Origin of the sequence: Paracidobacterium acidisoli (genome assembly GCF_003428625.2) — a bacterium.
GTDB classification, from domain to species: domain Bacteria; phylum Acidobacteriota; class Terriglobia; order Terriglobales; family Acidobacteriaceae; genus Paracidobacterium; species Paracidobacterium acidisoli.
In genome coordinates, this window is record NZ_QVQT02000004.1 from 601727 (window position 1) to 624573 (window position 22847).

Sequence of the window (22847 nt, forward strand, 5' to 3'; positions counted from 1 at the left end):
CACTCGGCCGGAGTCATGCGGCCGGCGGCAGGCTGTTCCTGTGCATTGCTTTAAAATAGAAACTTCATGGCTACCGCGGCAGAACTCGTCCAGATTGACCTCGCCCCAAAGCGACCCGTCTCGAAGCCCGACTGGCTCAAGGCCCGCGCCCCGGTCGGCGATAACTATCATGATCTGAAGAAGCTGGCCCGCAGCCTCAATCTGCACACCGTCTGCGAGTCGGCGCACTGCCCAAACATCGGCGAGTGCTGGAACCATCGCACCGCCACCTTCATGATGCTCGGCAACACCTGTACCCGCCGCTGCGGCTTCTGCGCCGTCCCCAAAGGACGCCCCGACGCCATCGACTTCGACGAGCCACGCCGCGTCGCCGAGGCCGTCGCCCAGCTCGGACTGAAATTCGCCGTCATCACCAGCGTCAACCGCGATGACGACGTTCTCGGTGGCGCCCGCGCCTTCGTCATGGTCATCGACGAAATCCGGAAGCAGGCTCCTGGCTGCCAGGTCGAAGTCCTCATCCCCGACTTCCAGGGGAATGAAGAGGCCATCCGCATGGTCGTCGAGGCGCGTCCGGAGATCCTCAATCACAACACCGAGTCCGTCCCGCGCCTCTACCGCGCCGTCCGCTCCGGAGCCCGCTATGAGCGCACCCTGCGACTGCTCGAATACGCGAAGCAGATCAACCCGCGCACCGTCACCAAATCCGGAGTTATGGTCGGCCTCGGCGAAGAGATGCACGAGCTGCTCGACGTCTGTCGCGACCTCGCCCGCGTCGGCACCGATGTCCTCACCATTGGCCAGTACCTCCGTCCGTCGAAGGATCACCTGCCGATGACGCGCTACTACACACCCGAAGAGTTCGCCTTCATGAAGCAGGAAGCTCTGAAGATGGGCTTCCGACACGTCGAATCCGGTCCGCTTGTCCGCTCGTCCTATCATGCGCATGAACAGGCCGATTCCGCCCAGACGGAGGCGAAGGGTGTTCGCCTGGTAATGTAAGCGTCCGGCGGCAAACTGTGCGCCAAACAGTCTAAAATACGTGTCTTGATACGTGCCCTGAATACAGAGCCAAAGCGAACTCAGATTCAAGAGGAAGAACACTATGGCAGTTTCGGTAATGGCGGGTATTCCCGCGCTGAAGGATATCCACGGACAGCTCAGATCGCGCATGGATAAAGCCGTCCACGACTTCCAGGCGAACCTCGCTTCCACCCGCACCGGACGCGCCTCCGTTCAGATGCTCGATCAGGTTCGCGTGGAGTATTATGGCACGCCGACGCCGCTCAGCCAGCTCGCGCAGCTCACTACGCCTGATGCGAACATGATCGTCATCCAGCCGTGGGACCCGAGTGTACTCGGCGAGATCGAAAAAGCTCTCCGCACCTCCGACCTGGGCTTCAATCCGCAGAATGACGGCAAGATCGTCCGCGTTCCGGTGCCTCCCATGACCGAGGAGCGCCGCCGCGATGTCGTCAAACACCTGAACAAGGTTCTTGAAGAGCACCGCACCGGCATCCGCAATATCCGTCGCGACGGCAACGATCTCATCAAAAAAGCGGCAAAGGACAAAAAGATTTCTGAAGACGAAGAGAAACGCGCGCTTGACGAGATTCAGAAGCTGACTGATGAAGAGATCAGGAAGATGGAAGAGATGAGCAAGCGCAAGGAAGCAGAAGTCATGCAGGTGTGACGGTTAGGCCGTCCAAGCGTTCGTTATTGCTGAAAAGCCGTTGCCGAAGCAGCGGCTTTCGCATTTTGCGGTGGTGATTATTCTGCGCCGGACATCAGGTTTGTTGAAGAGCGCGGCGCAAGCGCGAACTGAAGCTGGGTTCCCCGGCCCAGATGGATATCGCGATCGCTGCTGACAAAATTACCGGAGCTCTGCCCCCCGGCATTGCTGTGCAGGCTTACATGGCTCAGGATTCCCGCTTCCTGGTCGATCTTCTGATCGGCGGGAATGAAGTGAGGCTGAAGGCTCATGGGATCAGCGGCAGTGCCATTGTCGTCGTCCTCCGGTGGATAGGCGCCAAGCAGCACTGCCCTCACCGGGATTTGTCTGCCGTCCTTCAGGCGTGCCTCGTTGAATACGATGCTGATGTGCGCCGGTCCGTGGTGTGCTGAGGCTTCCACGCCGCTGACCTCGCCAATCAACTCTGCGCCTCTGTCGATCTTTGTTCCGTCAGCCGTCGTCACGTTGCTGGTGAGCTTCGCCGTGATCTGCTCGCCGGAAGTAGCCGTTTTCGAATCGATCTGCTGGTTAAGCTGTGCATCCGCGCTGACCAGCCTGAGCGACTGAGAGGGAACTTCGGCAGCGGCATAGCCTGTAAACGTTGTCAGCACTGCAGCTACAGCAAGGCGCAAGGCCCATTCAGAATTCAGTTTCATCATTTGCTCCTGATAGAAAAAATTTCCACAACGTGCATGGAAAGCAGTACGCGCCGGACAGCGATACACCGGCACGATCACATACTGCAAAACAGGAGCTCCTGCTTAATAGACGAAGCAAAGCAGCCAATGGTTACTAAATGATAAATAGAGCCCGAAGTTTATTTCGCCGAGCTGCTTCATCGATGAGCCATGCCGCCGCGAAGGCGATGTACAACAACGTTTGAGCCTGCCTCGACAGCGCCAGTAGAGCGAGCGATTTTGAGTGGAAGCCAGTAAGACACTCCGCTTACATCACCAGAGCGACCTTTTCCAGCTCATACTGCATGCAGTCGAGCGAACATCCGCTCATCTCTATCTGGAGTACGGCCTCGTGTGCCAGATCGTTGTTCACGCCGTAACCGCGGCCGGCCAGAAATACGGCCAGCAGTTGTGTGGCCTGTCTTGAATCGAGACCGGACTGCATAAGCCCGGTGCGCAGATCATTCAGCTCTGAAGCGGAGAATTTCTCAACCCTGCCAGCGCTCAACATGTGGTCGTCTCCTCGCATAATCTTCCGGCGCGTCTGGCGGCATCTGTTCAATGCCGCGAACTCATAAGAGGTAAGACACAAATTCCGGGCGCATGTGGTGCCCGTCCTGGAAATTCTTTTGGCCTCGTCAACGAGGGGGGAATACGCTTCGATACGGACTACACTGAGTCAGACCCATGAGTGAAACAAAACCGCATGAAACGGAATCTAAAACTCAGCCGAGTGGGCCATCCTGGGCTCTGATGCTGTTGCTGCTGCTGGCCGCCATACTGATTGCCACAGGCCTTGCGTGGTGGATGATCGCGCCCTTCGCGCATCGGCTGCACTAGAGCTTGTCCTCGATGCTTTCATATCACCGATCGGTGCGGGCAGCACGCTCCATCAGAAGCACCGGCAGTCCGTCTTCAACGGGGTAGCGGCGGCCGCAGCAGGAGCAGATCACGTGTTGTTTATCCGGATCGGCAGCCATATGTTCATGACAGGCCGGGCATACAATCAGCTTCAGTACCGGATCAGACAAGGGATCGAGCCGCATGCTTTGAGTGTATCCGGCATGCACAGGGAAGGCGCCGGAGAAGTATGCTGCGAGTTGGGCTGACGGGCGGTCTTGGAAGCGGGAAGTCGACAGTCGCATCGATCTTCCGGGAATGCGGCGTTCATGTGATCGAAGCGGACGCCGTTGGCCGCGAGCTGATGCAGCCCGGCCAGAGCGTCTATCGCGAAATCCTGGAACACTTCGGCCATGACGTCCTTTCGACTGACGGAACCATCGATCGCCGTGCGCTGGCAAAGGCAGCCTTTGGAGAAGCGCGGCTCGATGAGCTGAACCGTATCGTGCATCCTGCAGTCATCGCAGAGCAGGAGCGCCGCATGCGGATCATTGCCTCACGTGAACCCGAAGCGATCGTCATGATCGAGTCCGCGCTGATCTTTGAAGCGGAACGAATGGGCACAGTTCCCGAATGGCGCCGCCGTTTTGATCGCATCATATTGGTCACCGCTCCGGACGAGGTGAAAGTGGCTCGCTATCTGGCTCGGGTGTTGCCGGCGGATGCCAGCATCGAGCAGCGTGCCGAGACGGAACGCGACGCCCAGGCAAGACTCGCGGCGCAGATCGCCGACAGCGAGAAGATCAGCCACTGTGACTATGTGATCGAGAACTCCGGATCGCCGGAGCATCTGAGAGCGCAGGTGGGAAAAATTCTTCCGCAGCTCCAGGCCGTGTCAAAAGCAGCGAGTGCGCCAGACGGCCTCCAGGCCGCACGCCGCATTTGAATACAATAAAAGCAGAACGTTCCGCGCCTGTTTGCGCAGGTGCTGCATCTGTTTACTGAAAGCTCTGTCATGAAATTTCGCAGTGTATTTCTGGTTCTGCTGATTGTTTTCGCTTTTTGGTATTTCACGACGCACTATACCGTCCGGCGGGCTGCGCTGCCCGGTGGCGGAAGCTCGCAGATCACGCTGACCGAAGCCCACGCGGCTCCGGAATATGATGTCGAAGAGCTGAGCAACATTTCTGTATACAGAAAAGCCATGCCTTCCGTGGTGAATATCACCTCGACCACCGTCGGCCTCGACTTCTTCTACGGATTCGTGCCGCAGCAGGGGCAGGGATCGGGATTCATTCTCGACAGGCAGGGACACATCCTCACCAACTACCACGTCATCGCCGACGCCCAGAATATCGAAGTGCAGACCTGGGATAAGCGCCGCTACAAAGCGCGCATTATAGGACGCGACCGCTCTCACGATCTGGCGCTGCTGCAGATTGACGGGCAGAACCTCACGCCTGCCGTGCTGGCCTCGTCGCGCAGCCTCGTCGTCGGCCAGAAGGTCTATGCAATCGGCAATCCCTTCGGCCTGAGCGGAACCATGACGACGGGCATCATCAGCGCCATCCGCTCCATTCACGGCCCCGAGGGAGCGCCGATCGAAAATGCCATTCAGACGGATGCAGCCATTAATCCTGGAAATTCCGGAGGTCCGCTGCTCAACTCGCACGGTGAGGTAATCGGCATCAACTCGCTCATTGCCACCAATCCGAATCAGCAGGTCGATCAGAGCGCAGGCATCGGCTTTGCCATTCCCATCGATACTGCAAAAGCAGTGCTGGGCGACTTCCAGAAATACGGTCGTGTGCGCCGGCCCTCTCTGGGCATTGTCTCGCTTCCCATCGGTCCTGATCTTGCGGAGCAGATCGGGCTGCCCGCGAATTATGGCGTGCTCATTCAGCAGACGGTGCAGGGTGGCGCAGCGGCGCGAGCCGGTCTGCACGGCGGCAATAAGGTTGCCTACCTTGGAAACATGCAGATTTATCTCGGCGGCGATCTGATCGTCGGCATCGATGGGCAGAACGTGACCAGCACGCAGGACATCTCAGAGATCATGGACCGCCATCAGGCCGGCGACACCGTAACCGTGACGTTCTTCCGCGGCCAGCGCAAAATGACGGCTCAGGTCACACTCGGTGAGGCGCACGATCAGCAGGTATAGCCTGCTGCACTCAGGACACTGCAGGACAACCACGAAATGACAGGAGCACGCACATGGCGTCTCACTGGACAGCCGCTAACATTCCTCCTCAGACCGCAAAGCTGGCGCTGATTACGGGCGCAAACAGCGGTATCGGATTCCACGCGGCAAAGCAGCTGGCAGCCAAAGGATGCACCGTCATCCTCGCCTGCCGCGATCTGCAAAAAGCGGAAGCGGCGCGGGATCGTATCCTCGTCGAGCTTCCAGAAGCCTCCCTCGAAATTATTTCGCTCGATCTCGCCAGCCTCGCCTCTGTCCGCTCCGCTGCATCTACATTTCTTGCCGGCGGGCGCACGCTGGATCTCCTTATCAATAATGCGGGTGTTATGGCGCTGCCGAAGCGGCAGTTGACGCCGGACGGCTTCGAGATGCAGTTCGGCACGAATCATCTGGGTCATTTCGCGCTGACCGGCCTGCTGTTGCCTGCAATCCTCTCCGCTCCGGCTGCGCGCATAATCACGGTCAGCTCGATCGCCCATAAAAGCGGCGTCATTCGCTTTGACGACCTGCAGTGGAATCACGGCTATAAGCCATGGCCGGCATACAGGCAGTCGAAGCTGGCGAATCTGCTCTTTGGATTTGAGCTGCAGCGCCGTCTCGATCATGCCCACACTTCGGCCCGGAGTATCGTGGTGCATCCCGGAGTCAGCGCTACCAATCTCTTTGCTGCCGGACCAGGAAAGGGCAGCGGGCTCCTGGCAAAGATCGTTCCGCCGTTTATCGAGTTGATGGCGCAGTCGGATGCGCAGGGCGCTCTGCCCACGCTCTTTGCCGCTGTTTCACCCGATGCGCAGGGTGGCCTCTACTATGGCCCTGATGGATGGCGCGAGATGCGCGGCTGGCCTGTCGAAGTAAAGGCCGAGCCGCAGGCATATGACGAAGACGCCGCCGCGCGTCTCTGGCAGATTTCCGAAGAGCTGACGGGGGTAAGGTTCAAATTCTGATTTGCGAAGAGCGAATTTACCTCAGCCGTTCGATGACCTGCGGCCGAACCAGGTAAAGAAAGAAGATCAGATTCACGAGGATCATCACGATCATCGGTCCCTGGCGGAAGCGAAAGAGCACATAGGTGCCGTAACAGACAGAAAGAAACACAGCGGCCAGCGCCAGAGCCCATCCCCAGCGTTGCAGGCGCAGCAGTCCGGTTCCCGCCGCTCCGAACGCGACACATATCAGCAGAGCCATCCGCGGCAGGCTGTGTGTCGTCACGCCCACCAGCCCCAGAACGGAGAGCAGCAGCATCCACAGAGCGATAATCGCCATACCCGGCAGCAGGCGAGGCGCGGAGGAAGAGTCGGGTGTCGATGAGTTCATAACGTATGCAGGTAGACCATCAGGTCCTGCACCTGCTGGTCGTCGAGTTTATTCCCAAAGGCCGGCATCATGCCTCGTCCGTGCAGAAAGGCTTCGCTCACGCGATCGTCGTTTGCAGGCGCGCCACTGGGCAGGTATTTGTGTTTGAACAGGTGCTGCAGGCCAGGTCCGCGCAGCCCGTGTTCACTGTATGCGTGATGGCAGCGCGCGCACGACTGCTGAAAGACCTGATACCCCCGCGCCTCCTGCGGCGTGAGCTCGCTGATCGGTTTTGACGGCGGCATCGGTGGTCCGCATCCGGCCAGAGTCGTGAGCGCGCAGGTCAGGGATATTCCAATTGCTGTGGCCAGAAGGAAAGGTCGCATGCCAGGGTCTGTTTTGATGATAGAGGATTCCCGGCCTCAGTTGGCTGCGGCAATGGCGGCAACAATTTTGTCAATCGCCCTGCGCGAAACCTCCTCCGGTGACGGCGCGTCATTGGACAGAATGGAAAAGGCAAGCACCTTTCCGCTCGCGGCCATCACATAACCGCTCAGCGAGTTCACTTCTGAAAGAGTCCCTGTCTTGGCGAAGACCCGGTTCTTCAGCACCGGGTCGGTAAAACGCTCTGCCAGGGAGCCATCAACCCCGCCCACAGGCAGTGTGGAGCGATAAAGGTCGCCCCATGGCTGGCGCGCTGCATACGTGAGCAGGGTGGTGGTGGCACGCGGAGTGATCAGGTCTTTTTCCGAGAGGCCGGAGCCGTCGAAAAAGATAAAGTCGCCTGGATCGACTCCTGCGCTGATAAGGAACTGGCGCAGAACCCGCTCCCCCTGCGCAATCGAGCCGTCATTGCCTTCCAGCCTTCCCAGCACCCGCAGATACAGCTCGGCATGCAGATTCTGGCTCACCTTATTGGTAACCGTCACATCCTGTGAGAGGGGCGGCGATATATGGCTGGCGAGTACCTGCAGCCCCTGCGTAGGCGGCTGAATGGTGATCAGGTCGAGGGGATGCAGAACCACCGACTGATCCACTTCCGCGCGGAAGCTTTGGCTGTTCTCGGCGAAACGATGTTTGGCAATCGCTCTGCCGGTGACGGTAATGCCGCGGGTCAGCAGCATCTGTCGAAAGGCGACTGCGGCATATTCCGCCGGATCATCGATGGCAAGCGCAACATGCAGGCCATTCTGATTGGTTGTGCCGTAGAGCCGGATCGTTTTGCTGCCCGGCAGCCGGTCGACACCAGGCGCGCCAGGCTGTGTGCCCGGCAACACATGCAGAGAGTTCTCAATGGAGTAATACGGTGTGTCCGGGTACCAGACAATATTGGTAGCAATGCCTGCTTCTTTGTGCTGCTCGCCTCCCGGCTGCGCGCTTGGCGCGACATTCAGATAAACGACATTGTCATTCACCGTCAGTGCGGAAACCGGAGCGCCGTACTCCCATTCGAGATCATCCCAGCTCCACCCCAGTCCATACCGTTCCCATGGAAACCAGGAGTCGTCTCCGACAATGTCACCCTCGATGCGATGGATGCCGCTGGCCGCCAGCTGATCCGCCATGGAATCCAGTGCGGCGAGAGGTGGATTGGGCCGTTCGGTTTTACCCGTATAAGGATAGCTGCGTCCGGACATCGTCGGATCGCCGGCGCCAAGCAGGCTGACGTCTCCGTGAATAATGCCGTTTTTGCTGATCTTTCCCGATGTCACCACGTCCGTTGTCCAGGTCGCAGTGGAAGGCAGCAGCGCCAGTGAGGCCGCAGTGGTGAACAGCTTGGCATTTGAGGCTGGCTCGAACAATTGATTCGCATTGAGCGCGAAGATCGGTGCGCCGTCGAGCCCCGTGACAGAGATGCCCCAGTGCATGGATTCCAGAACGGGATCGGCCGAGAGGATATCGTGGATCTGTGCGCTGAGTCCGGCTTCAGCAGGCGGCGCAATCTGCGGATAAGCCCTGGCGAAACCGGCAACGAGCAGAACAGCAAGGCAAAGTGGTGCAGTCAGTGATTCTTTGATTTTCATCTCTGGGCGGAGTGTAGCATCGAAAAGTTATGGCATTCATACGGCGTGAAGAGTTTATTTGGAGGCTCCGCAGCCGGTTCCTCCGGCTGGGCGTGCGCACGCTGGTCATGGGTGTTTTGAACGTAACCCCTGATTCGTTCTCCGATGGCAATCGGTTCCTTGACCCCGATGCAGCCCTCCATCAGGCCCTCCGTATATTCGACGAAGGAGCCGACATTCTGGATATCGGGGGAGAGTCGACCCGTCCCGGCGCGCGGAACGCGGTGACAGCGCAGCAGGAGATGGATCGCGTCCTCCCCGTTATCGAAGCTCTGCTGCGGGTGCGTCCTGAATCTGTAATATCCATAGATACATATAAAGCGGCCACGGCCCGTGCGGCAGTCCATGCAGGCGCCGAGATCGTCAACGATGTCAGCGGATTTATGTGGGACGAGGACATGGCCGCGGCCTGCGCCGGGTTGAATTGCGGCGTGGTGCTCATGCATACACGCGGCAGGCCGGATAACTGGAGAACGCAGCCGCGTCTCGAACAGGGTGAAGTCGTTCCGCTCGTAAAGCGCGATCTTGCAAAACGGCTGGCATCGGCGCTCGCTGCAGGAGTCGCCCCGGACCGGATTGTGCTCGATCCCGGCTATGGCTTTGGCAAGACATTCGGCAGCAATTATCCGCTGCTGGCGCATCTCGACGCGCTGCGTGATCTTGGCCGGCCTCTGCTTGCCGGCGTCTCGCGCAAATCGTTTCTGGCGCGCGCGCTGGCCGGCATCCACGGCGGAGAAGATCCGCCGATGAGCCAGCGCGGCGCAGCGACGATCGCCGCGACCACGGCAGTCATTCTGGGAGGAGCGCAGATCGTTCGCGTCCATGATGTCCGTCCCGCCGTTGAGGCAGCCTGTATTGCTGACGCCATTCTGGCCGAAGTCTGATTCGGTTTTCTTAGCGTTCTCTTGCCAGATACCGCAGAGCCCGGATACCAGGAAGAAAAAAATACGCTCCGCCGCGCACGGCAATAAATTGTGGCAACCCTTCCAGGCGTCGTGGGGCGCTGCCTTCGCGCGGAAGAGAAAAACCGCTCGTGACCGGACAGCCGGAGATCGGTTCACGATTGCCAAGCAGCGGATCGCTCTCGCCCGTCATTCCCCCGAATTTGGAGCTCATCAGCCACGCGCTCTGCACAAATTCGAACTGTCGGGAGATATTTGCGCCCAGGCTGATGAAGTGAATGCCACGCTCCGGATCGTCAGACGGAGCCGGCTCCAGAGCCTCCTGCTGTGTCAGTCCCGGACCATATTCACGCCCGCGCCGAAGCAGCCGATGGAATCGCGTCGGCGAAATAACATCATCGCGGAAACTACCGTCCTCAAAGCCCAGCGTATGCACCAGCTTCGAGATCAGATGGTTCTCCGCTCCAGGCAGATCATTGGTGCGCGGGTTCGCCCTGCGAATGTGCGCTCCGAACGGACACCGTGTGCCGTTCGCGTCCGCATCGAATGTGAACCCATTCTGCGCAGCGTCCTCCGCATCGACTCCCGTGATCGGCCTCTCTGCAGCCTGCGCCAGCGGATCGCCCTTCAGGGTACGGCCTACCATTGCCTGAGCCAGTTGCCGGCGTTCGTCCGCATCCCCGTTTGCCTGCCCGTTTGCAAACTTCCAGAAGCCGCGAACATCCTGCGCCAGCTGCCGCATCACCAGATAACTGCCGTTACGCCCCAGATCGCGCATGCCTGTGCGATCTTCGGCGCCTGGTAGTATCGATGCTCCCTCTGACTCGTCACTCAGCAAAGGTCTGTCGGTGTATCTGTAGTATTCATTCGGATAGCCCAGCAAAAATTCTCCCGGAGCCACAAGATTGCTGTAATCCAGTACCGGCTCATTCGGGTCGCGCATCATGTGCTGCTGTTCCCAGTCAATGGTGGGCTGGCTCACGCCATCGGTAAAGCCGAATGGTTCCACCCCATACAGGTTCGACGTAGGCAGGCAATCCATCACCTCGAACGCCGCATCCCATCCCACGCCCTTCACTGTCTGCGTCCACGCGCCCAGTCCGCCCTCGCGGGCATACAGCATCGCCGCTACATGGGGAACCCTGGCCGCGCCACCCCACTGCCAGTACTGCGGAGCATTGTTTCCCGTGTCGCCCAGGCGCCGCGACCGGCTCCGGTCGCTCGACATGCCCGCAAGAAACTCCGCTGAAAATCCCGCCAGCACGTCCCCTGCAAGCCCCAGGACGCGCAGCCCCTCGCTGGTGAATGCGATCTGCAGCGCTGCTGCCGGAGGAGGCGACTGATACTCTGCCGTCGATACCGGAGCCGCCGCCAGCCATGCGCGCGCCGCCGCCGCGTCCCGAATCCGGAGCAGCAGAAATGAGGCCTCCGTGAGCTTTGCATAGCCGAAACGCAACAGTCCCTGCATATCTGCAAAATCGACCGAAGCATTCTTCGCCATCGTCATGCCCTCACAGAATCTGAATCCACTGCTGCAGCTCCATTTCAGAGATCGCTGCGTTCTCCAGCCCCTGGCGGATCAGCCTGTTTCGCGCCAGATCGAGCGCTGTCAGCCCCGGATGCGCGTTATACCAAACCTCGGTCGGAAGCTCATGCCGGCGAATGTAGTATTTAAACTTCTGCTCGTCCTTCGCGCCATCCAGCGCCAGCCAGTTCGTCGTGGGATATCCAATACCGTTGCTGAACACCACATTCAGCCCAAAGGCGACCTTGTTGATGAAGTCGTCCATGTAGCTGTCGAGGCTTCCGTCGTAGTTGCTCGCAAAGAACAGCCGGTTTTTGTTGTCGATAAATACCCATCGCGCAAAGTGAATGGTGTTCACCCGCGCCAGACGGCCGTGCCTGTAAATGTGGCGGGCCGTGTAGTCGATCACCCACAGCAAAAAGATCAGCGTCCAGCGCCGAAACAGCCCGGGCTTGATGCTGCCGAAGGCGCTGAACTGATTGGTCACATCGTAATCTTCAAGCGCTGAAAGCCTGGCTGCATGCTCTGCATCCGGACGCGGTGCAAACTCCGGATCGGAGCGTTCTTTGCTGCGCAGCAGCAGCACATAAATGGGCGCATACAGCAGCAGAAAAGGAGCCAGTGCCAGCAGCGCGAGAGGTACACCGATCAGATGAAGAAAATTGCCGATCACCCATCCCAGCGGTGTCGCTTTCTCTGCCGTCAGCGTCAGCCTGCCTGCCTTCTGCTCTGCCGCAGCAAAGTTTCGCAGTGACTGGTGCAGCTGCCGCGGTTCGAGATTCGCAACCGCCGGGTTCGCCGACATAAAGGCGCGCAGTGCGTCGGTCAGAGCCGATTCTTCACGTACCTCGAGCATCGTGCGTCCGACCCAGTTCACATAGCAGGTCGCGGGCCGCACGTGATGTGTCTTCAGCCACCGTTCAAGATCGAGCGCCGGATCGAAATCCGTGCAGTGCGTAAAAATCCGTCGTAATCCCTCCGCGGCAACCTGCACCAGCTTCTTTACAAAGGCATCGAAGGAGCCATCGAAGTCGCACAGCAGCGCCAGATAGACCGGATAATTCGGGCGCGGCAGATGGTAAAGCGCGCAGTCGCCCAGCGTCGGATCGTCGAGAATGACCAGTCTCGCGAAGTGCAGCTCACCCAGAGCCCCAAAGGGAATCAGCCCGTTTAGCGCATTTGCAGCACCCGGCTGGGTATTCATCGACTCCAGCAGCGAGCGCAGCGCATCTTCGCGGCCGGCAGTCACCGGGGCAAAGACCGTCAGGTTCGCCTGTGGAGTCATAAATTATTTCGCCGGAAACTGCACCGCGAAGTGAATCAGCCTGTCCTTGTCCCAGTACACCAGTCCCAGATAAAGCCCCGGCCCGATCAACCGGATCTCATCGCGGACCCAGTGCGCCACCAGCGATGTCTCTGAGTAGTCCAGCACGATGCAGGGCTTCTGGTCGAACCAGCTCTCGCCGTTGTAAACGCGCGCGAGAATCGCACTTATTCCAAAGGGCAGAATCCGGTTTTTCAGCGTGCCTGTCGCCGCATCGAAGGTCTTTCCCTGCCATGCGAAGTGGTTGATAAACTCCGCTATCTCCGGGGACCACTTCGTTCCCGGAGCGACAATCGCCGTTCCATCTGCTTCGCCGTTCGGAATCTCTCCCGGCTCGCTCGATCGAAACAGATTGTCCAGGTCGTCGGAAGACATCTCCAGCAGTTGTGCAACCGTCCAGGGCATAACGTACAGCCTCCTGAGCAGGCCGGAACCGGTGCCGGCCGAGTAAACCACTGTGCAAAATTGTGCAGCGGGGTCCTCCGCCGTTACACGGAGAGAGCGGAATCGTCCTTCAATATGGCTGCCGTATTCAATCTTGTCAACGAAAGATTTGCGTGCGCAGGCAATCCGTCATCGCACATCTTCCAGAATTGCGTCCGCCGCTTTTTCGCCGATCATGTACACGGCGCTCACGATAAAAAAACCCGGAATGCGCGGAAACACGGATGCATCCACCACGCGCAGCCCCTGCGTCCCATGCACGCGAAATCGGCTGTCCAGCACGCCGCCTGCCTCGCGCGCGCCGATCTGGCAACTGCAGGATGCGTGGTGTCCCCACGCGTTGTCGCGGATATACTGCCGCAGATCGTCGTCGGTGCGGCACGCCTCTCCAGGCAGCTCTTCGTCCGCGATGATGCCCTGCCTGCGCAGATGGTCCGTCAGCCGCCGCACAAACTTCACCCCGTCCACTACCGAATCCAGGTCCTCGCCGCCATCCGGCGTACCCTCTTCGAACGAGTGAAAATCAATCTCCGGAGCATCGCGCGGATCGGGAGAGCGCAGCGTCACCACTCCCGCCCGGTTGTTCGTGTGCGCCTTCAGCACCGCCCATGTCAGATAATTCAGACCCTTCGCAAAGGCTCGGGAATAGCCCGGAAAATATCCCTCGAAACGCCCCAGCAGCGCCAGACAGAAAATATCCGGCAGCGGCTTGTCCGGGGTGGAGCGCTTGAACAGCGAAAGTACGCCGCCGTTCGTGATATATGCTCCATCGCGCTTTCTGCTCCAGGTCTCATAGAGCGGATCGCCCCTTTCGAACTTCGCTCCTTCAAAGACCCTCCATTCCGGAAAGTCCATCCGGTTCACCACTCCGATCTCATAGCGATCCTGCAGATTTTTCCCCACACCCGGTAAATCCACATTCACGTGAATCCCATGCCGCTGCAGTTCCTTCGGATCGCCGATGCCGGAGAGCATCAGCAGTTGCGGCGTGTTGAACGCGCCCCCGGCAAGAATCACCTCGCGCTTTGCCTCCGCTCTGTGCAGTACGCCGGCCCCGCTGTCCGGCCGCGCGTGTGCACGATACAGCCTTTCGCCTTTCAGATACTCCACGCCCACCGCTCGCCGGTTCTGATCCAGAAGCACGCGTGTCGCCAGCGCATTCAGCTCGATCTTCAGTCGCTCCGGATGTTTTTTCGCAACCTTCAGCACTCGCTCCCGCGTCCCGTGCCGCGCATGATTATCCGTGGTCAGCGGCATATACCGAATGCCGATGGAATTCGCCTTCACCGTCCGCCAGTCATTCGGATCGAGCAGGCTCTCCGCAAACCACCACGCCCGGTCTACCTTGCAGCCGATATCCCTGATTGCTTCCACTGCTGAATCGATCAGCACATCGCGCAGGTCTTTCCCGTTGAGCGCTGACAATGGAATCGCCTTCTCCGTACGCAGCCACCCACTCCACCCATGCCGTGTCGGGTTGATCCCGGTCAGCTTCGCCAGCAGCCGGAACGGCCAGCGGTGATGACAGTTCTCCAGCCGCTCGAAGTACCGCCGCATAGGGCCGCACTTCCACGACGCATCTCCCGTCAGCAGCGCGATGTTGTCCCAGTCCGCATCATGGGGATACAGAAAGATCATCGCGTTGTGCGCCGTGCAACCGCCCAGTGTCCCGGCCCGCGGATACAGCACGCCATCCACGCGCCGGTCGTCATACATCTCGCGATACTTCGGATCGCGCCGTTGCGCCGCCTCGTCCGCATAGTGCCGCACGAAGAAGTCCCACCGCATCGCCTCATTCTCTGAGGCAAAGGCGTGAAAGCACGGCACGTCGTAATCGTCCGGAAGCCGGTTCTCCGTCGAAAGTGGATCTCCGCCGCTCAGTGTGCGCGGGTCTCCACCGGCCTCCAGCAGCAGCACCGTGTGCCCGGCCTCGGCCAGCCGCGCCGCCACCGTCCCGCCGCCCGCGCCCGAGCCGACCACAATGTAATCCCAGGCATCCGGTGCAGTGTTTTTCCCATTTTCGTTCCCGTTCATGGCCGTGCTTCCTCGTACGGACAACCAGCATGCCACAAGAGAGGTTCCAGGCGCTCCACCCTTTGCGTCCAAATGACACCGGGTGCCCCATAGCTCGCCCTGAGCACAGCCGAAGGTCCGGATCTTCGGACATGGCTGCTGAGAAATCTTTGGGTGCCCAACCTTCGCGAACCGGGGTCCCCAACGCACGAGGTGTTCGTGTGCTGGGGTGGGGAACCGGGGTCCCCAACGCACGAGGTGTTCGTGCGCTGGGGCGGGAAGCTAAGGTGGGGAGGCGGGTTCACACTTAACTTTTGTCATCCTGAGCGACTCTGAGGGAGCGGAGCGATTCGAAGAGGAGTCGAAGGATCTGCGGTTCCCTCAACCCAAAATCTTCCACCCTCTCTTTCCAGTCGTGGTTACAATGGCGCACGGCACGCGGTTGCCCTTCCGATCGAACGAACCACGGAGCACGCCATGTCCCTGGGCCCACGCATCAACGACGCCATCCTGGCTCTTGTTACCCTTGAGCACCGCATCGACCCGCTCTTTCGCGATACCTTCAACGCCCTCTTCCAGCGTCCGCTCGTCAACGTCGTCCAGTCACTTCTGCGCGTCTTCCACGCCAACCCGGAAACCCGGCTCTGCCAGGAGATCGTCACCGCCGACGAAGAACAGCTCGCCCTCACCATCACCGAGGAGATGAAGCGCTTCACCGTCAGCGAGTACACCGGCCGCATCGCCCAGCGCGCCGGCAACACCAAGACCTACGGCGTCGTCCGCGCCACCTTTGAGGTTCGCCCCGACGTTCCCGACCGCTTCCGCCACGGCTTCTTCGCCGCGCCCGCCACGTACCCCGCGTGGATACGCTTCGCCGGACCCGGCCCGCTTTCGCCCCCCGATGTCGCTGACGCCGGAATCCTCAGCATCGGCATTAAGGTCATGGGCGTTTCCGGCGAAAAACTCCTCCCCGACGAGCAGCACACTCAGGACTTTACCGGCATCAGCTGCCCCACCTTCACCACCCCCAACACCCGCGAAAACGTCACCCTGCAGCGCGAGGTCTACTCCCGCACGCCCGTCTTCTACTTCCTCAATCCCTTCGACTCGCACTACCTCGACGCCGCCATGCAGAGCCTCTACGCCCGCATGAACCGCAGCCCCCTCGAAGTCAGTTACTGGAGCTGCGTGCCTTATCTCTGCGGAGAAGGCCAGGCCGTCAAATACTCCGTCCGCCCCACCTTGGCCCACAAAACTCCAATCCCCTTCAGCCCGCCCGACAACTGGCTTCGCCAGTCCCTCGCCATGCGCCTCGACGCCGAAAGCGTCGCGCTCGACTTCCTCATCCAGCCCCAGACCGACCCGCGCCGCATGCCCATTGAAGACGCTTCCATCGAGTGGTCGGAGCGCGCATCGCCTTTCGTCCCCGTGGCAAAAATTACGATCCCGCGTCAGAAATTCGATTCGCCCGAGCAGCTCGCCTTTGCCAGTTTCCTCTCCCTCAATCCCTGGCACACCACCGCCGAACACCGCCCCCTCGGCAACCAGAACCGCGCCCGAAAGCTGATCTACACCCAGCTCTCCGCGCTCCGCCAGCAGATGAACCACACCCCGCACATCGAGCCGACCGGCGCCGAGTCCTTCCCCGGTAACCCTCCTCTGTCATCCTGAGCAAAGTTTCCGCACAGCGGAAGCGAAGTCGAAGATCTGTCTTTGCTTTGTCATCCTGAACGAAGCGCCGCTGGCGCGCAGTCGAAGGATCTGCGTTATGCGGTTTCCCCATTTACACCACCCCGAAAATCCGCTACCATCGCCGCGATTTCTCCGGATGGTGAAACACTTCGCCCGGCTCGCGCACCATCCCCAGGTGACAGACGGCAGTTCAGGCCACTCTGCTTTGTCTTAGCTCCGCCGCTCTGCAGCTCCTGTCGCCGCTTCGCATCCCCGCAGTCTCAAAGGAACGGAAATGACGACCGCCCGATTCCATTTGTCCCGTTTCGCACTTCGCGGCGCGACCATCGCGCTCGCCTCGGCCCTGCTCTCGCTTCTCTCCGCCTGCCAGCCCGCTCCCGGAACCGTCAAAGACGAGGCCCTCCGCGCCGGACGCGACGCCGCCTCTTTCCCGGCCGCCGATGAAGACTACTTCCACGACATGGACGGCGCCATCGCCCTGTCCTCCGACGAAATCAAGGGCCGCAACATGTGGCTCGTCTGGACCGGCGGCGACGATCGCCTTTGGGACGGGCTCACCAACACCAGCGTCGGCACCCTCGACCTGCTCAAGACCTTATCGTCGTATCCCGGTTTGCAGGCCAGCCGCGACAATCGCTGGACCTGGCTCGGCCTCGTCAACGAGCCCTGCTTCAAAAAAGCCACCGGCCCCGACCCCAACCGCTACGGCCTCTGGCTCGATCAGCGCGACCCGAGCTGCCCCGGCGATCCCTTCGAAAATGAGCAGAAATATCCCGGCGTCAAAATCGGCGCGCGCGGCAAAACCGTCCCCGTCGGCTCCTACTACGGATACGCATCCGGCGTCGTCGGGCTGCGCCTCTTTCCCAACCCCGACTTCGACGCTGCCGCCGCCAAACACTGGGACGCGAAGCGCTATTACTCCGACCCGAATTACTACAACGACAAAAATCTCGTCCGTCCCTATCGCGTCGGCATGTCCTGCGCCCTCTGCCACGTCGGCCCCAGCCCGGTAAAGCCACCCGACGATCCCGAAAACCCCAAATGGGAGAACCTCGCCTCCAACGTCGGTGCGCAGTATTTCTGGGTCGACCGCATCTTCGACTGGAACCCCGATTCTTCCGTCTTTCCCTGGCAGCTCTTCCACACCTCGCGCCCCGGCACGCTCGATACATCGCTGATCTCATCCGACAGCATCAACAATCCGCGCTCCATGAACGCCGTCTACAACCTCGGCCCGCGCCTCACCCAGAGCCTGCGCTGGGGACAGGAAACCCTCGCCGGCGGCCAGCGCAATAACAAACAGTTCAACGACTTCCTCTCCAGCGGCCCGCTCACGCAGTTCTACACGCCGCCCGACACCGTCCACACCCCGCGCGTTCTCAAGGACGGATCAGATTCCGTCGGCGCGCTCGGCGCCCTCAATCGCGTCTATCTCAACATCGGCCTCTTCAGCGAGGAGTGGCTGCTGCACTTCCGCGCTCTCGTCGGTGGCCAGCCCATCACGCCCATCGAGATCGCCGTCGCCAACAAAAATTCCGTCTACTGGCAGGCCACCGAGCAGCAAACGCCCGACATGGCGCTCTTCTTCCTCAAAAGCACCGCGCCCCACCTGCTCAAAGACGTCCCCGGCGGCGACAAATACCTCACCAAAGACCAGAAGGTCCTCGACCACGGCGCCATGGTTTTCGCCGATACCTGCGCTCGCTGCCACTCCAGCAAAATCCCCACCCCCGCGCCCGGAGTCGATCCCGGCGGCTGCTCCGGCAAGGACTACCTTACCTGCTGGAACAAGTACTGGGCCTGGACCAAAACCGACGACTTCAAAACCAAAATGAGGGCCATCGTCCAGCAGAAGGACTTCCGCGACGACAACTACTTCTCGACCGAGCTCCGCGTGCCCGAGACCGTCCTGCGCACCAACGCCTGCAGCTCGCTCGCCACCAACGCCATCGCCGGCAACATCTGGGACAACTTCTCTTCGCAGACCTACAAAGAGCTGCCCTCCATCGGCCAGGTCACCGTCTACGATCCCTATACCGGAGCGCCCAGCCAGTACACCATGCCCGCCGGAGGCCGCGGATACATCCGTCCCGCCTCGCTCATCAGCATCTGGTCAACCGCGCCCTTCCTGCAGAACAACGTCATCGGCACTTTCAACCCCAGCCCCTCCGTCGACGCGCGCATGGCTTCCTTCCAGGACGCCATCGAAAAAATGCTGTGGCCCGAAAAGCGTGAGAAAGATCCGGTCCTCGGCGACAAAATTCCCGGCTACATCGACCGCACCACCGCCACCAGCTGGCTCATCATCCGCGGCGGCTATCTGCCCGACTTCCTCCGGCCTCTGCTCAGCCCCGCTCACCGCTTCTTCCCGGCCATCTTCGGCGAAGGCGAAATCAAGCTCGGACCCATCCCCGCCGGCACGCCCGTCAATCTCCTCGCCGACATCGATCTGCTCGGCGAATCGACCGCAACGCCGGAGGAAAAACTCGACCACCAGAAGAAGGTGCTGGATCTGCTGACGAAGCTCATCCACGATCTCAACGCGCTGCCGCCCAATGCCACCGACGACGACGCGCGCAAGGTCTTCGCCAACGTCGTTCAGCCCATGCTCGCACTCAGCAAGTGCCCCGACTTCGTCGTCAACCGCGGCCACTACTTCGGCACCGCCTCCTACCCCGGAGAGCCCGCTCTCACCGACGACGACAAACGCGCCCTCATCGAATATCTGAAGACGCTCTGACCAGCGGGTGCCGCACCTTCGCGAAGCTAAGGTGGGAAGGCAGTATTGAATCCTGGTGCCACGTCAGGACGTTCGTATAGGGCTTTGTATCAGGGCACGGCTTTAGCCGTGCCGTAACCCGCATGAAAAGAAGGGGCTTCAGCCCCTAATGCAATGCCCCGGGTGCCCCATGTCTGGCTTTTCAGACATGGGATCGCGCAACCTTAAACCTCTGCCATCCTGAGCGAGCGCAGCGAGTCGAAGGACCTGCATTTCCGGATCTCGCGCAGCGAGATCCGGTAGAAGCCCCGGGCTTCAGCCCGGGGGAAAGATCGATGGAATAAAAAGGGGCTTCAGCCCCGGGCCTTCTTCGCAGGTCGCTCGGAAATCAACTTCAGTTCCGTCCCCACCCATGAGCTGGCTAAGTCTCCCGCTGACCGTTTTTCAGCTGGCCGTCTCATCGCTATCTGTCCCTTCGCTAACCGTTCCTTAGCTGCCCCGTTTCACCCCGCATTCACGCCCTTTCGATTACCCTGTTGCGGTGCTGAAATCCATCTCTGTCGCTGCCGTCTTCGTCATCCTGGCTTCCATCTCCTCCGCGCAAAAGCACAAAGACGTCGCCTTCCTGCCCGGCCACCGCGTCACCACCGACGCGCACAACTGCTACCCCTACGACGGCCGCTGGAACGACCGCATCGACCGCGCGCTCTCCACCGGAACCCCCGTCGCCATCGAGCAGGATCTGCTCTGGTACACCGACCCCAAAACAGGGAAGTCCTGGTCCATCGTCACCCACGGCCAGCCCGCCACCGGCCAGGAGCCGACCATGGAGCACTACTTCTTCGACCGCGTGCGCCCCATCGTCGAGCAGGCCCTCCGCGACGGCAACCATGGCAACTGGCCGCTCATCACCCTCAATCTCGACTTCAAGGACGACAACCCCGACCACATCGCCGCCGTCTGGCAGCTTCTCTCGAAGTACCGCGCCTGGCTCACCACCGCGTCCAAATCCGCCAACCCGGCTGACCTCACGCCGCTCACCGTCCGTCCCATCCTCGTCCTCACCGGCCAGCAGGACGCGCAGCAGGCCATCTTCTACGACAAGGTTCCCGTTGGCGGCACGCTCCTGCTCTTCGGAGCCGTCCACAATCACGACGACGATCCCATGGCCGCGCCCGACGTCATCGAGCCCGAAAAGCCCACCACCTATCGCCGCTGGTGGAACAATCCCTGGAATGTCGTCGAGGCCGGAGGCCAGAACAAAGCCGGCGACTGGACGGCCGCCGACAATCAGCGCCTCCGCGCCCTCATCGCCCACGCCCACGCCAATCGTCTGTGGATTCGCTTCTACACCCTCGACGGCGCATCTCCTAACGAGATGAAGCAGAACGGCTGGTTCAACGGCTACAACTTCGGCTCACTCGAAGCGGCAAAGCTCCGCTGGCACGCCGCAGCCCTCGACGGAGCCGACTACATCGCCTCCGACCAGTACGAACAGCTCGGCGCCCTCATCCACGCTCTTCCGCGCACGCATTAAACTTTGAAGCCCGGCAGAGACCGGGCTTCAAAGGCGCTTTTCTATAAGGGATGAAAAATACCGGCACGCCGTCCTCATGAAACTGGCAGGACGGCTGCTCGCAGCGGAGCGCAGTTATTTCGTGAAGGCGTGCAGGCGTGCAGGCGGATGATCGGAAGCCAGGTCATGCCCGCAATGCACGCAGAAGAGATCGGTGATGCGGGTACTGCGGTAGCAATTGCCGCAGCACGGCGTTACCTGCCAGGCGCATTGCGGACAGAAGTGATACTCATTTTCCACCTGTGCTCCGCATGCCGGGCAGATCGAAATGATCGGCTGCCGAAGCAGAAAATAAAGCACCGCGCCGATGCCGCCGGGCATGACGATACACACCACAGTCCACAGGCGAAGACTCATACCGCGGCGTGGTGAGTCGCGGCTGATATAGCCGATCATCAGCACATAGAGTGCCGCCAGCGCGCTCCATGAGATCGAAAAATACAGGCGGAGGCCTACCGGTGGCCCCGGGTGGTGGCGATGGGCTGGCAGCACGATCCAGAAGATGTACTGCATCACCGCAAAAGCCAGAACGGCCCCGGCAACCGACCAGCGCGGGATCAGGTATAGCTCGTCCGAGAAGGTGCCGGTATTTTTTTGAGCGCGTTGCGGCGTGGAATCCATCCCGTCCAACCTCGTTTACCGCTTCCCGTTATGCAGGCGGTCATTCCTGCTCCAGCTAAAGATCAAAACCGCGAAAACGCCGGAAAACAGAAGCAGAATCAATGACATAACCATGGCGGGAGCATCGAAAAGGTGCTCGCCTCCAAAAAGATCGTCCACGCTGCTCCAGATCGCCGGTGTGAGCAGCACCACAAGAGCGCTCATCATCAGCAGTGCAATCCCCAGGTGCCGTCTGTGGCGTATGCGCTGCTCCTTCATCTCATTGGCAGCCTCCATGACGGCTCGCCGTGTACGCAGCACCACATCCAGATGAGGCAGGTTTCGCCGGCCATGAACATTGCTCAGCGCTGCGGTCTCCGCCACGCGCCGGTCTCTCTGCGGAAAAAGCGGGTTCTGGTTCACAGCGCCTCCGCGAGTGTATCGTCCAGCGCGTTGCCAACCCTGGTCGCTGCCTCAATCCGGGGGCGCAGTGCCGCCAGACCACGATACAGCCGCGATTTTACCGTGGAAAGAGGAGCACGCGTCACCCGGGCAATCTCTTCGAGCGACATTTCTTCATGAAAGCGCAGTACCAGAACTTCCCGGTGCAGGGGATCGAGCGTCAGCAGAGCCTCTGCCACCAGCTGGCCGCTCTCGCTGGTCTGCAGATGGTCAAACGGCGTTTTTTCGCCGCTCGGCACCTCAAAAGGCCGCTCCTCATCGCCACCCTCGCACATCTCCTCAAGGCTCGCCATGGAGCGCTTCCGCCGCAGGTCGATGACCAGATTGCGCGCGATGGTAAACAGCCACGTATCAAAGCGGGAGTTGCCGTTGAACTGAGCGCCGCGCATCAGCACCCGCATCCAGGTCTCCTGGAAGAGGTCTTCCGCGATCTCCCGATTGCTGGTCAGATACAGCAGGTAGCGCAGCAGCCGGTGCTGATATTGCAGAATAAGCTGGTCCAGCAGCTCCGGATCATGGCGCTTCAGGCCTTCCGCGACGAGCGTGTTCTCGGACCGGACCTGCTCCGTAAGAGTGAGGGCAGTTGCGCTCATGTCACTCACTGAGACGGGCAAAGCCTTCTCAAAGACGCTGCCTGCGACCAGATTTTCAAGGCTCTGCGTCAGTCCCATCCGTCTGTCCTTTACCAGAGGGCTTCGTTCCCCGCAACCTGTGAGTTATCAGTATGACGCCCGGCCGGGGCCCCTGCAAGCAAACTCTGCGAAAGCAAAGCAATTAAACTAGAG

Annotated in this window: 23 protein-coding genes; 10 read left to right on the forward strand and 13 right to left on the reverse strand. The window is 60.4% G+C overall.

What is annotated here, in order from left to right; all coding sequences use genetic code 11:
- Positions 1 to 66 precede the first annotated feature (66 nt).
- Both lipA and frr read left to right on the forward strand, forming a co-directional pair.
- Positions 67 to 999 (forward strand): lipoyl synthase, encoded by a 933-nt coding sequence (gene lipA / locus D0Y96_RS13680; RefSeq protein ID WP_117300776.1) that lies wholly within the window; start codon positions 67 to 69, stop codon positions 997 to 999.
- A 103-nt stretch (positions 1000 to 1102) separates the two neighbouring features.
- A complete protein-coding gene (frr, locus tag D0Y96_RS13685) occupies positions 1103 to 1690 on the forward strand; it encodes a ribosome recycling factor (RefSeq protein ID WP_117300778.1) in 588 nt (195 codons plus the stop codon).
- A 77-nt stretch (positions 1691 to 1767) separates the two neighbouring features.
- Here frr and D0Y96_RS13690 read toward each other — a convergent pair whose 3' ends face one another.
- Both D0Y96_RS13690 and D0Y96_RS13695 read right to left on the reverse strand, forming a co-directional pair.
- Positions 1768 to 2388: a TraB/TrbI/VirB10 family type IV secretion system protein gene (locus D0Y96_RS13690; protein ID WP_117300780.1), complete on the reverse strand. Its 621-nt coding sequence runs from the start codon at positions 2386 to 2388 to the stop codon at positions 1768 to 1770.
- Positions 2389 to 2674: 286 nt separating this feature from the next.
- Positions 2675 to 2917: a hypothetical protein gene (locus tag D0Y96_RS13695; RefSeq protein ID WP_117300782.1), complete on the reverse strand. Its 243-nt coding sequence runs from the start codon at positions 2915 to 2917 to the stop codon at positions 2675 to 2677.
- Positions 2918 to 3093: 176 nt separating this feature from the next.
- Between D0Y96_RS13695 and D0Y96_RS13700 the strand changes: the two genes are divergently transcribed.
- The gene (locus D0Y96_RS13700; protein WP_158562388.1) at positions 3094 to 3246 is read left to right on the forward strand and encodes a hypothetical protein; all 153 of its coding nucleotides are present in this window, start codon (positions 3094 to 3096) and stop codon (positions 3244 to 3246) included.
- 23 nt (positions 3247 to 3269) lie between these two features.
- Here D0Y96_RS13700 and D0Y96_RS13705 read toward each other — a convergent pair whose 3' ends face one another.
- On the reverse strand, positions 3270 to 3452 hold the full coding sequence (locus D0Y96_RS13705) for a Trm112 family protein (protein WP_117300784.1): 183 nt from the start codon (positions 3450 to 3452) through the stop codon (positions 3270 to 3272).
- 44 nt (positions 3453 to 3496) lie between these two features.
- Here D0Y96_RS13705 and coaE point away from each other — a divergent pair, with 44 nt between their 5' ends.
- The 3 genes from coaE to D0Y96_RS13720 all read left to right on the forward strand — a co-directional run bounded on the left by coaE (position 3497) and on the right by D0Y96_RS13720 (position 6393).
- The gene (gene coaE / locus D0Y96_RS13710; RefSeq protein ID WP_117300786.1) at positions 3497 to 4192 is read left to right on the forward strand and encodes a dephospho-CoA kinase; all 696 of its coding nucleotides are present in this window, start codon (positions 3497 to 3499) and stop codon (positions 4190 to 4192) included.
- Between the two features lie 69 nt (positions 4193 to 4261).
- Complete coding sequence (locus D0Y96_RS13715; RefSeq protein WP_117301088.1) at positions 4262 to 5410, forward strand: S1C family serine protease; 1149 nt, start codon at positions 4262 to 4264, stop codon at positions 5408 to 5410.
- Between the two features lie 53 nt (positions 5411 to 5463).
- Complete coding sequence (locus tag D0Y96_RS13720; RefSeq protein WP_117300788.1) at positions 5464 to 6393, forward strand: oxidoreductase; 930 nt, start codon at positions 5464 to 5466, stop codon at positions 6391 to 6393.
- 16 nt (positions 6394 to 6409) lie between these two features.
- Here D0Y96_RS13720 and D0Y96_RS13725 read toward each other — a convergent pair whose 3' ends face one another.
- From D0Y96_RS13725 to dacB, 3 genes are read right to left on the reverse strand one after another with little or no spacing between them, the layout of a single operon-like run.
- On the reverse strand, positions 6410 to 6763 hold the full coding sequence (locus tag D0Y96_RS13725; protein WP_117300790.1) for a hypothetical protein: 354 nt from the start codon (positions 6761 to 6763) through the stop codon (positions 6410 to 6412).
- Positions 6760 to 7128, reverse strand: a complete 369-nt coding sequence (locus D0Y96_RS13730; RefSeq protein ID WP_199480289.1) for a c-type cytochrome — start codon at positions 7126 to 7128, stop codon at positions 6760 to 6762. Before D0Y96_RS13730 ends, D0Y96_RS13725 begins: the two co-directional genes overlap by 4 nt.
- A gap of 36 nt (positions 7129 to 7164) precedes the next feature.
- Positions 7165 to 8766 carry a D-alanyl-D-alanine carboxypeptidase/D-alanyl-D-alanine endopeptidase gene (dacB, locus tag D0Y96_RS13735; RefSeq protein ID WP_117300792.1) on the reverse strand — a complete coding sequence of 534 codons (1602 nt, stop codon included), beginning with the start codon at positions 8764 to 8766 and terminating at the stop codon, positions 7165 to 7167.
- A gap of 29 nt (positions 8767 to 8795) precedes the next feature.
- Here dacB and folP point away from each other — a divergent pair, with 29 nt between their 5' ends.
- A complete protein-coding gene (folP, locus tag D0Y96_RS13740; protein WP_117300794.1) occupies positions 8796 to 9689 on the forward strand; it encodes a dihydropteroate synthase in 894 nt (297 codons plus the stop codon).
- 10 nt (positions 9690 to 9699) lie between these two features.
- On the opposite strand, the gene D0Y96_RS13745 is transcribed toward folP, so the two are convergent.
- The 4 genes from D0Y96_RS13745 to D0Y96_RS13760 all read right to left on the reverse strand — a co-directional run bounded on the left by D0Y96_RS13745 (position 9700) and on the right by D0Y96_RS13760 (position 15034).
- The gene (locus D0Y96_RS13745; RefSeq protein WP_117301092.1) at positions 9700 to 11208 is read right to left on the reverse strand and encodes a Dyp-type peroxidase; all 1509 of its coding nucleotides are present in this window, start codon (positions 11206 to 11208) and stop codon (positions 9700 to 9702) included.
- A gap of 10 nt (positions 11209 to 11218) precedes the next feature.
- Positions 11219 to 12517 carry a hypothetical protein gene (locus D0Y96_RS13750; protein ID WP_117300796.1) on the reverse strand — a complete coding sequence of 433 codons (1299 nt, stop codon included), beginning with the start codon at positions 12515 to 12517 and terminating at the stop codon, positions 11219 to 11221.
- A gap of 3 nt (positions 12518 to 12520) precedes the next feature.
- The gene (locus tag D0Y96_RS13755; RefSeq protein WP_117301094.1) at positions 12521 to 12961 is read right to left on the reverse strand and encodes a hypothetical protein; all 441 of its coding nucleotides are present in this window, start codon (positions 12959 to 12961) and stop codon (positions 12521 to 12523) included.
- A gap of 168 nt (positions 12962 to 13129) precedes the next feature.
- Entirely contained in the window at positions 13130 to 15034 is a 1905-nt protein-coding gene (locus D0Y96_RS13760; protein WP_117300798.1) for a GMC family oxidoreductase, read from the reverse strand.
- A 456-nt stretch (positions 15035 to 15490) separates the two neighbouring features.
- Here D0Y96_RS13760 and D0Y96_RS13765 point away from each other — a divergent pair, with 456 nt between their 5' ends.
- The 3 genes from D0Y96_RS13765 to D0Y96_RS13775 all read left to right on the forward strand — a co-directional run bounded on the left by D0Y96_RS13765 (position 15491) and on the right by D0Y96_RS13775 (position 20961).
- Entirely contained in the window at positions 15491 to 16684 is a 1194-nt protein-coding gene (locus D0Y96_RS13765) for a catalase family protein (protein WP_117300800.1), read from the forward strand.
- A 295-nt stretch (positions 16685 to 16979) separates the two neighbouring features.
- Positions 16980 to 19445: a hypothetical protein gene (locus D0Y96_RS13770; RefSeq protein ID WP_252263751.1), complete on the forward strand. Its 2466-nt coding sequence runs from the start codon at positions 16980 to 16982 to the stop codon at positions 19443 to 19445.
- Positions 19446 to 19965: 520 nt separating this feature from the next.
- Entirely contained in the window at positions 19966 to 20961 is a 996-nt protein-coding gene (locus D0Y96_RS13775) for a hypothetical protein (protein ID WP_350449068.1), read from the forward strand.
- Positions 20962 to 21075: 114 nt separating this feature from the next.
- On the opposite strand, the gene D0Y96_RS13780 is transcribed toward D0Y96_RS13775, so the two are convergent.
- The 3 genes from D0Y96_RS13780 to D0Y96_RS13790 are packed head-to-tail and all read right to left on the reverse strand — an operon-like array spanning position 21076 to position 22733.
- Positions 21076 to 21621 carry a zinc ribbon domain-containing protein gene (locus tag D0Y96_RS13780; protein ID WP_117300804.1) on the reverse strand — a complete coding sequence of 182 codons (546 nt, stop codon included), beginning with the start codon at positions 21619 to 21621 and terminating at the stop codon, positions 21076 to 21078.
- Positions 21622 to 21636: 15 nt separating this feature from the next.
- The gene (locus D0Y96_RS13785; RefSeq protein WP_147325066.1) at positions 21637 to 21984 is read right to left on the reverse strand and encodes a hypothetical protein; all 348 of its coding nucleotides are present in this window, start codon (positions 21982 to 21984) and stop codon (positions 21637 to 21639) included.
- A gap of 35 nt (positions 21985 to 22019) precedes the next feature.
- Positions 22020 to 22733 (reverse strand): RNA polymerase sigma factor, encoded by a 714-nt coding sequence (locus D0Y96_RS13790; RefSeq protein ID WP_434090778.1) that lies wholly within the window; start codon positions 22731 to 22733, stop codon positions 22020 to 22022.
- Between the last annotated feature and the right edge of the window lie 114 nt (positions 22734 to 22847).

What these genes read in the sequence shown, in the direction of transcription:
- lipA (WP_117300776.1), top strand. Translation starts at nt 67, where the DNA reads ATGGCTACCGCGGCAGAACTCGTCCAGATTGACCTCGCCCCAAAGCGA.
- frr (WP_117300778.1), top strand. Translation starts at nt 1,103, where the DNA reads ATGGCAGTTTCGGTAATGGCGGGTATTCCCGCGCTGAAGGATATCCAC.
- D0Y96_RS13690 (WP_117300780.1), bottom strand. Translation starts at nt 2,388, where the DNA reads ATGATGAAACTGAATTCTGAATGGGCCTTGCGCCTTGCTGTAGCTGCA.
- D0Y96_RS13695 (WP_117300782.1), bottom strand. Translation starts at nt 2,917, where the DNA reads ATGTTGAGCGCTGGCAGGGTTGAGAAATTCTCCGCTTCAGAGCTGAAT.
- D0Y96_RS13700 (WP_158562388.1), top strand. Translation starts at nt 3,094, where the DNA reads ATGAGTGAAACAAAACCGCATGAAACGGAATCTAAAACTCAGCCGAGT.
- D0Y96_RS13705 (WP_117300784.1), bottom strand. Translation starts at nt 3,452, where the DNA reads ATGCGGCTCGATCCCTTGTCTGATCCGGTACTGAAGCTGATTGTATGC.
- coaE (WP_117300786.1), top strand. Translation starts at nt 3,497, where the DNA reads ATGCTGCGAGTTGGGCTGACGGGCGGTCTTGGAAGCGGGAAGTCGACA.
- D0Y96_RS13715 (WP_117301088.1), top strand. Translation starts at nt 4,262, where the DNA reads ATGAAATTTCGCAGTGTATTTCTGGTTCTGCTGATTGTTTTCGCTTTT.
- D0Y96_RS13720 (WP_117300788.1), top strand. Translation starts at nt 5,464, where the DNA reads ATGGCGTCTCACTGGACAGCCGCTAACATTCCTCCTCAGACCGCAAAG.
- D0Y96_RS13725 (WP_117300790.1), bottom strand. Translation starts at nt 6,763, where the DNA reads ATGAACTCATCGACACCCGACTCTTCCTCCGCGCCTCGCCTGCTGCCG.
- D0Y96_RS13730 (WP_199480289.1), bottom strand. Translation starts at nt 7,128, where the DNA reads ATGCGACCTTTCCTTCTGGCCACAGCAATTGGAATATCCCTGACCTGC.
- dacB (WP_117300792.1), bottom strand. Translation starts at nt 8,766, where the DNA reads ATGAAAATCAAAGAATCACTGACTGCACCACTTTGCCTTGCTGTTCTG.
- folP (WP_117300794.1), top strand. Translation starts at nt 8,796, where the DNA reads ATGGCATTCATACGGCGTGAAGAGTTTATTTGGAGGCTCCGCAGCCGG.
- D0Y96_RS13745 (WP_117301092.1), bottom strand. Translation starts at nt 11,208, where the DNA reads ATGGCGAAGAATGCTTCGGTCGATTTTGCAGATATGCAGGGACTGTTG.
- D0Y96_RS13750 (WP_117300796.1), bottom strand. Translation starts at nt 12,517, where the DNA reads ATGACTCCACAGGCGAACCTGACGGTCTTTGCCCCGGTGACTGCCGGC.
- D0Y96_RS13755 (WP_117301094.1), bottom strand. Translation starts at nt 12,961, where the DNA reads ATGCCCTGGACGGTTGCACAACTGCTGGAGATGTCTTCCGACGACCTG.
- D0Y96_RS13760 (WP_117300798.1), bottom strand. Translation starts at nt 15,034, where the DNA reads ATGAACGGGAACGAAAATGGGAAAAACACTGCACCGGATGCCTGGGAT.
- D0Y96_RS13765 (WP_117300800.1), top strand. Translation starts at nt 15,491, where the DNA reads ATGTCCCTGGGCCCACGCATCAACGACGCCATCCTGGCTCTTGTTACC.
- D0Y96_RS13770 (WP_252263751.1), top strand. Translation starts at nt 16,980, where the DNA reads ATGACGACCGCCCGATTCCATTTGTCCCGTTTCGCACTTCGCGGCGCG.
- D0Y96_RS13780 (WP_117300804.1), bottom strand. Translation starts at nt 21,621, where the DNA reads ATGGATTCCACGCCGCAACGCGCTCAAAAAAATACCGGCACCTTCTCG.
- D0Y96_RS13790 (WP_434090778.1), bottom strand. Translation starts at nt 22,733, where the DNA reads ATGGGACTGACGCAGAGCCTTGAAAATCTGGTCGCAGGCAGCGTCTTT.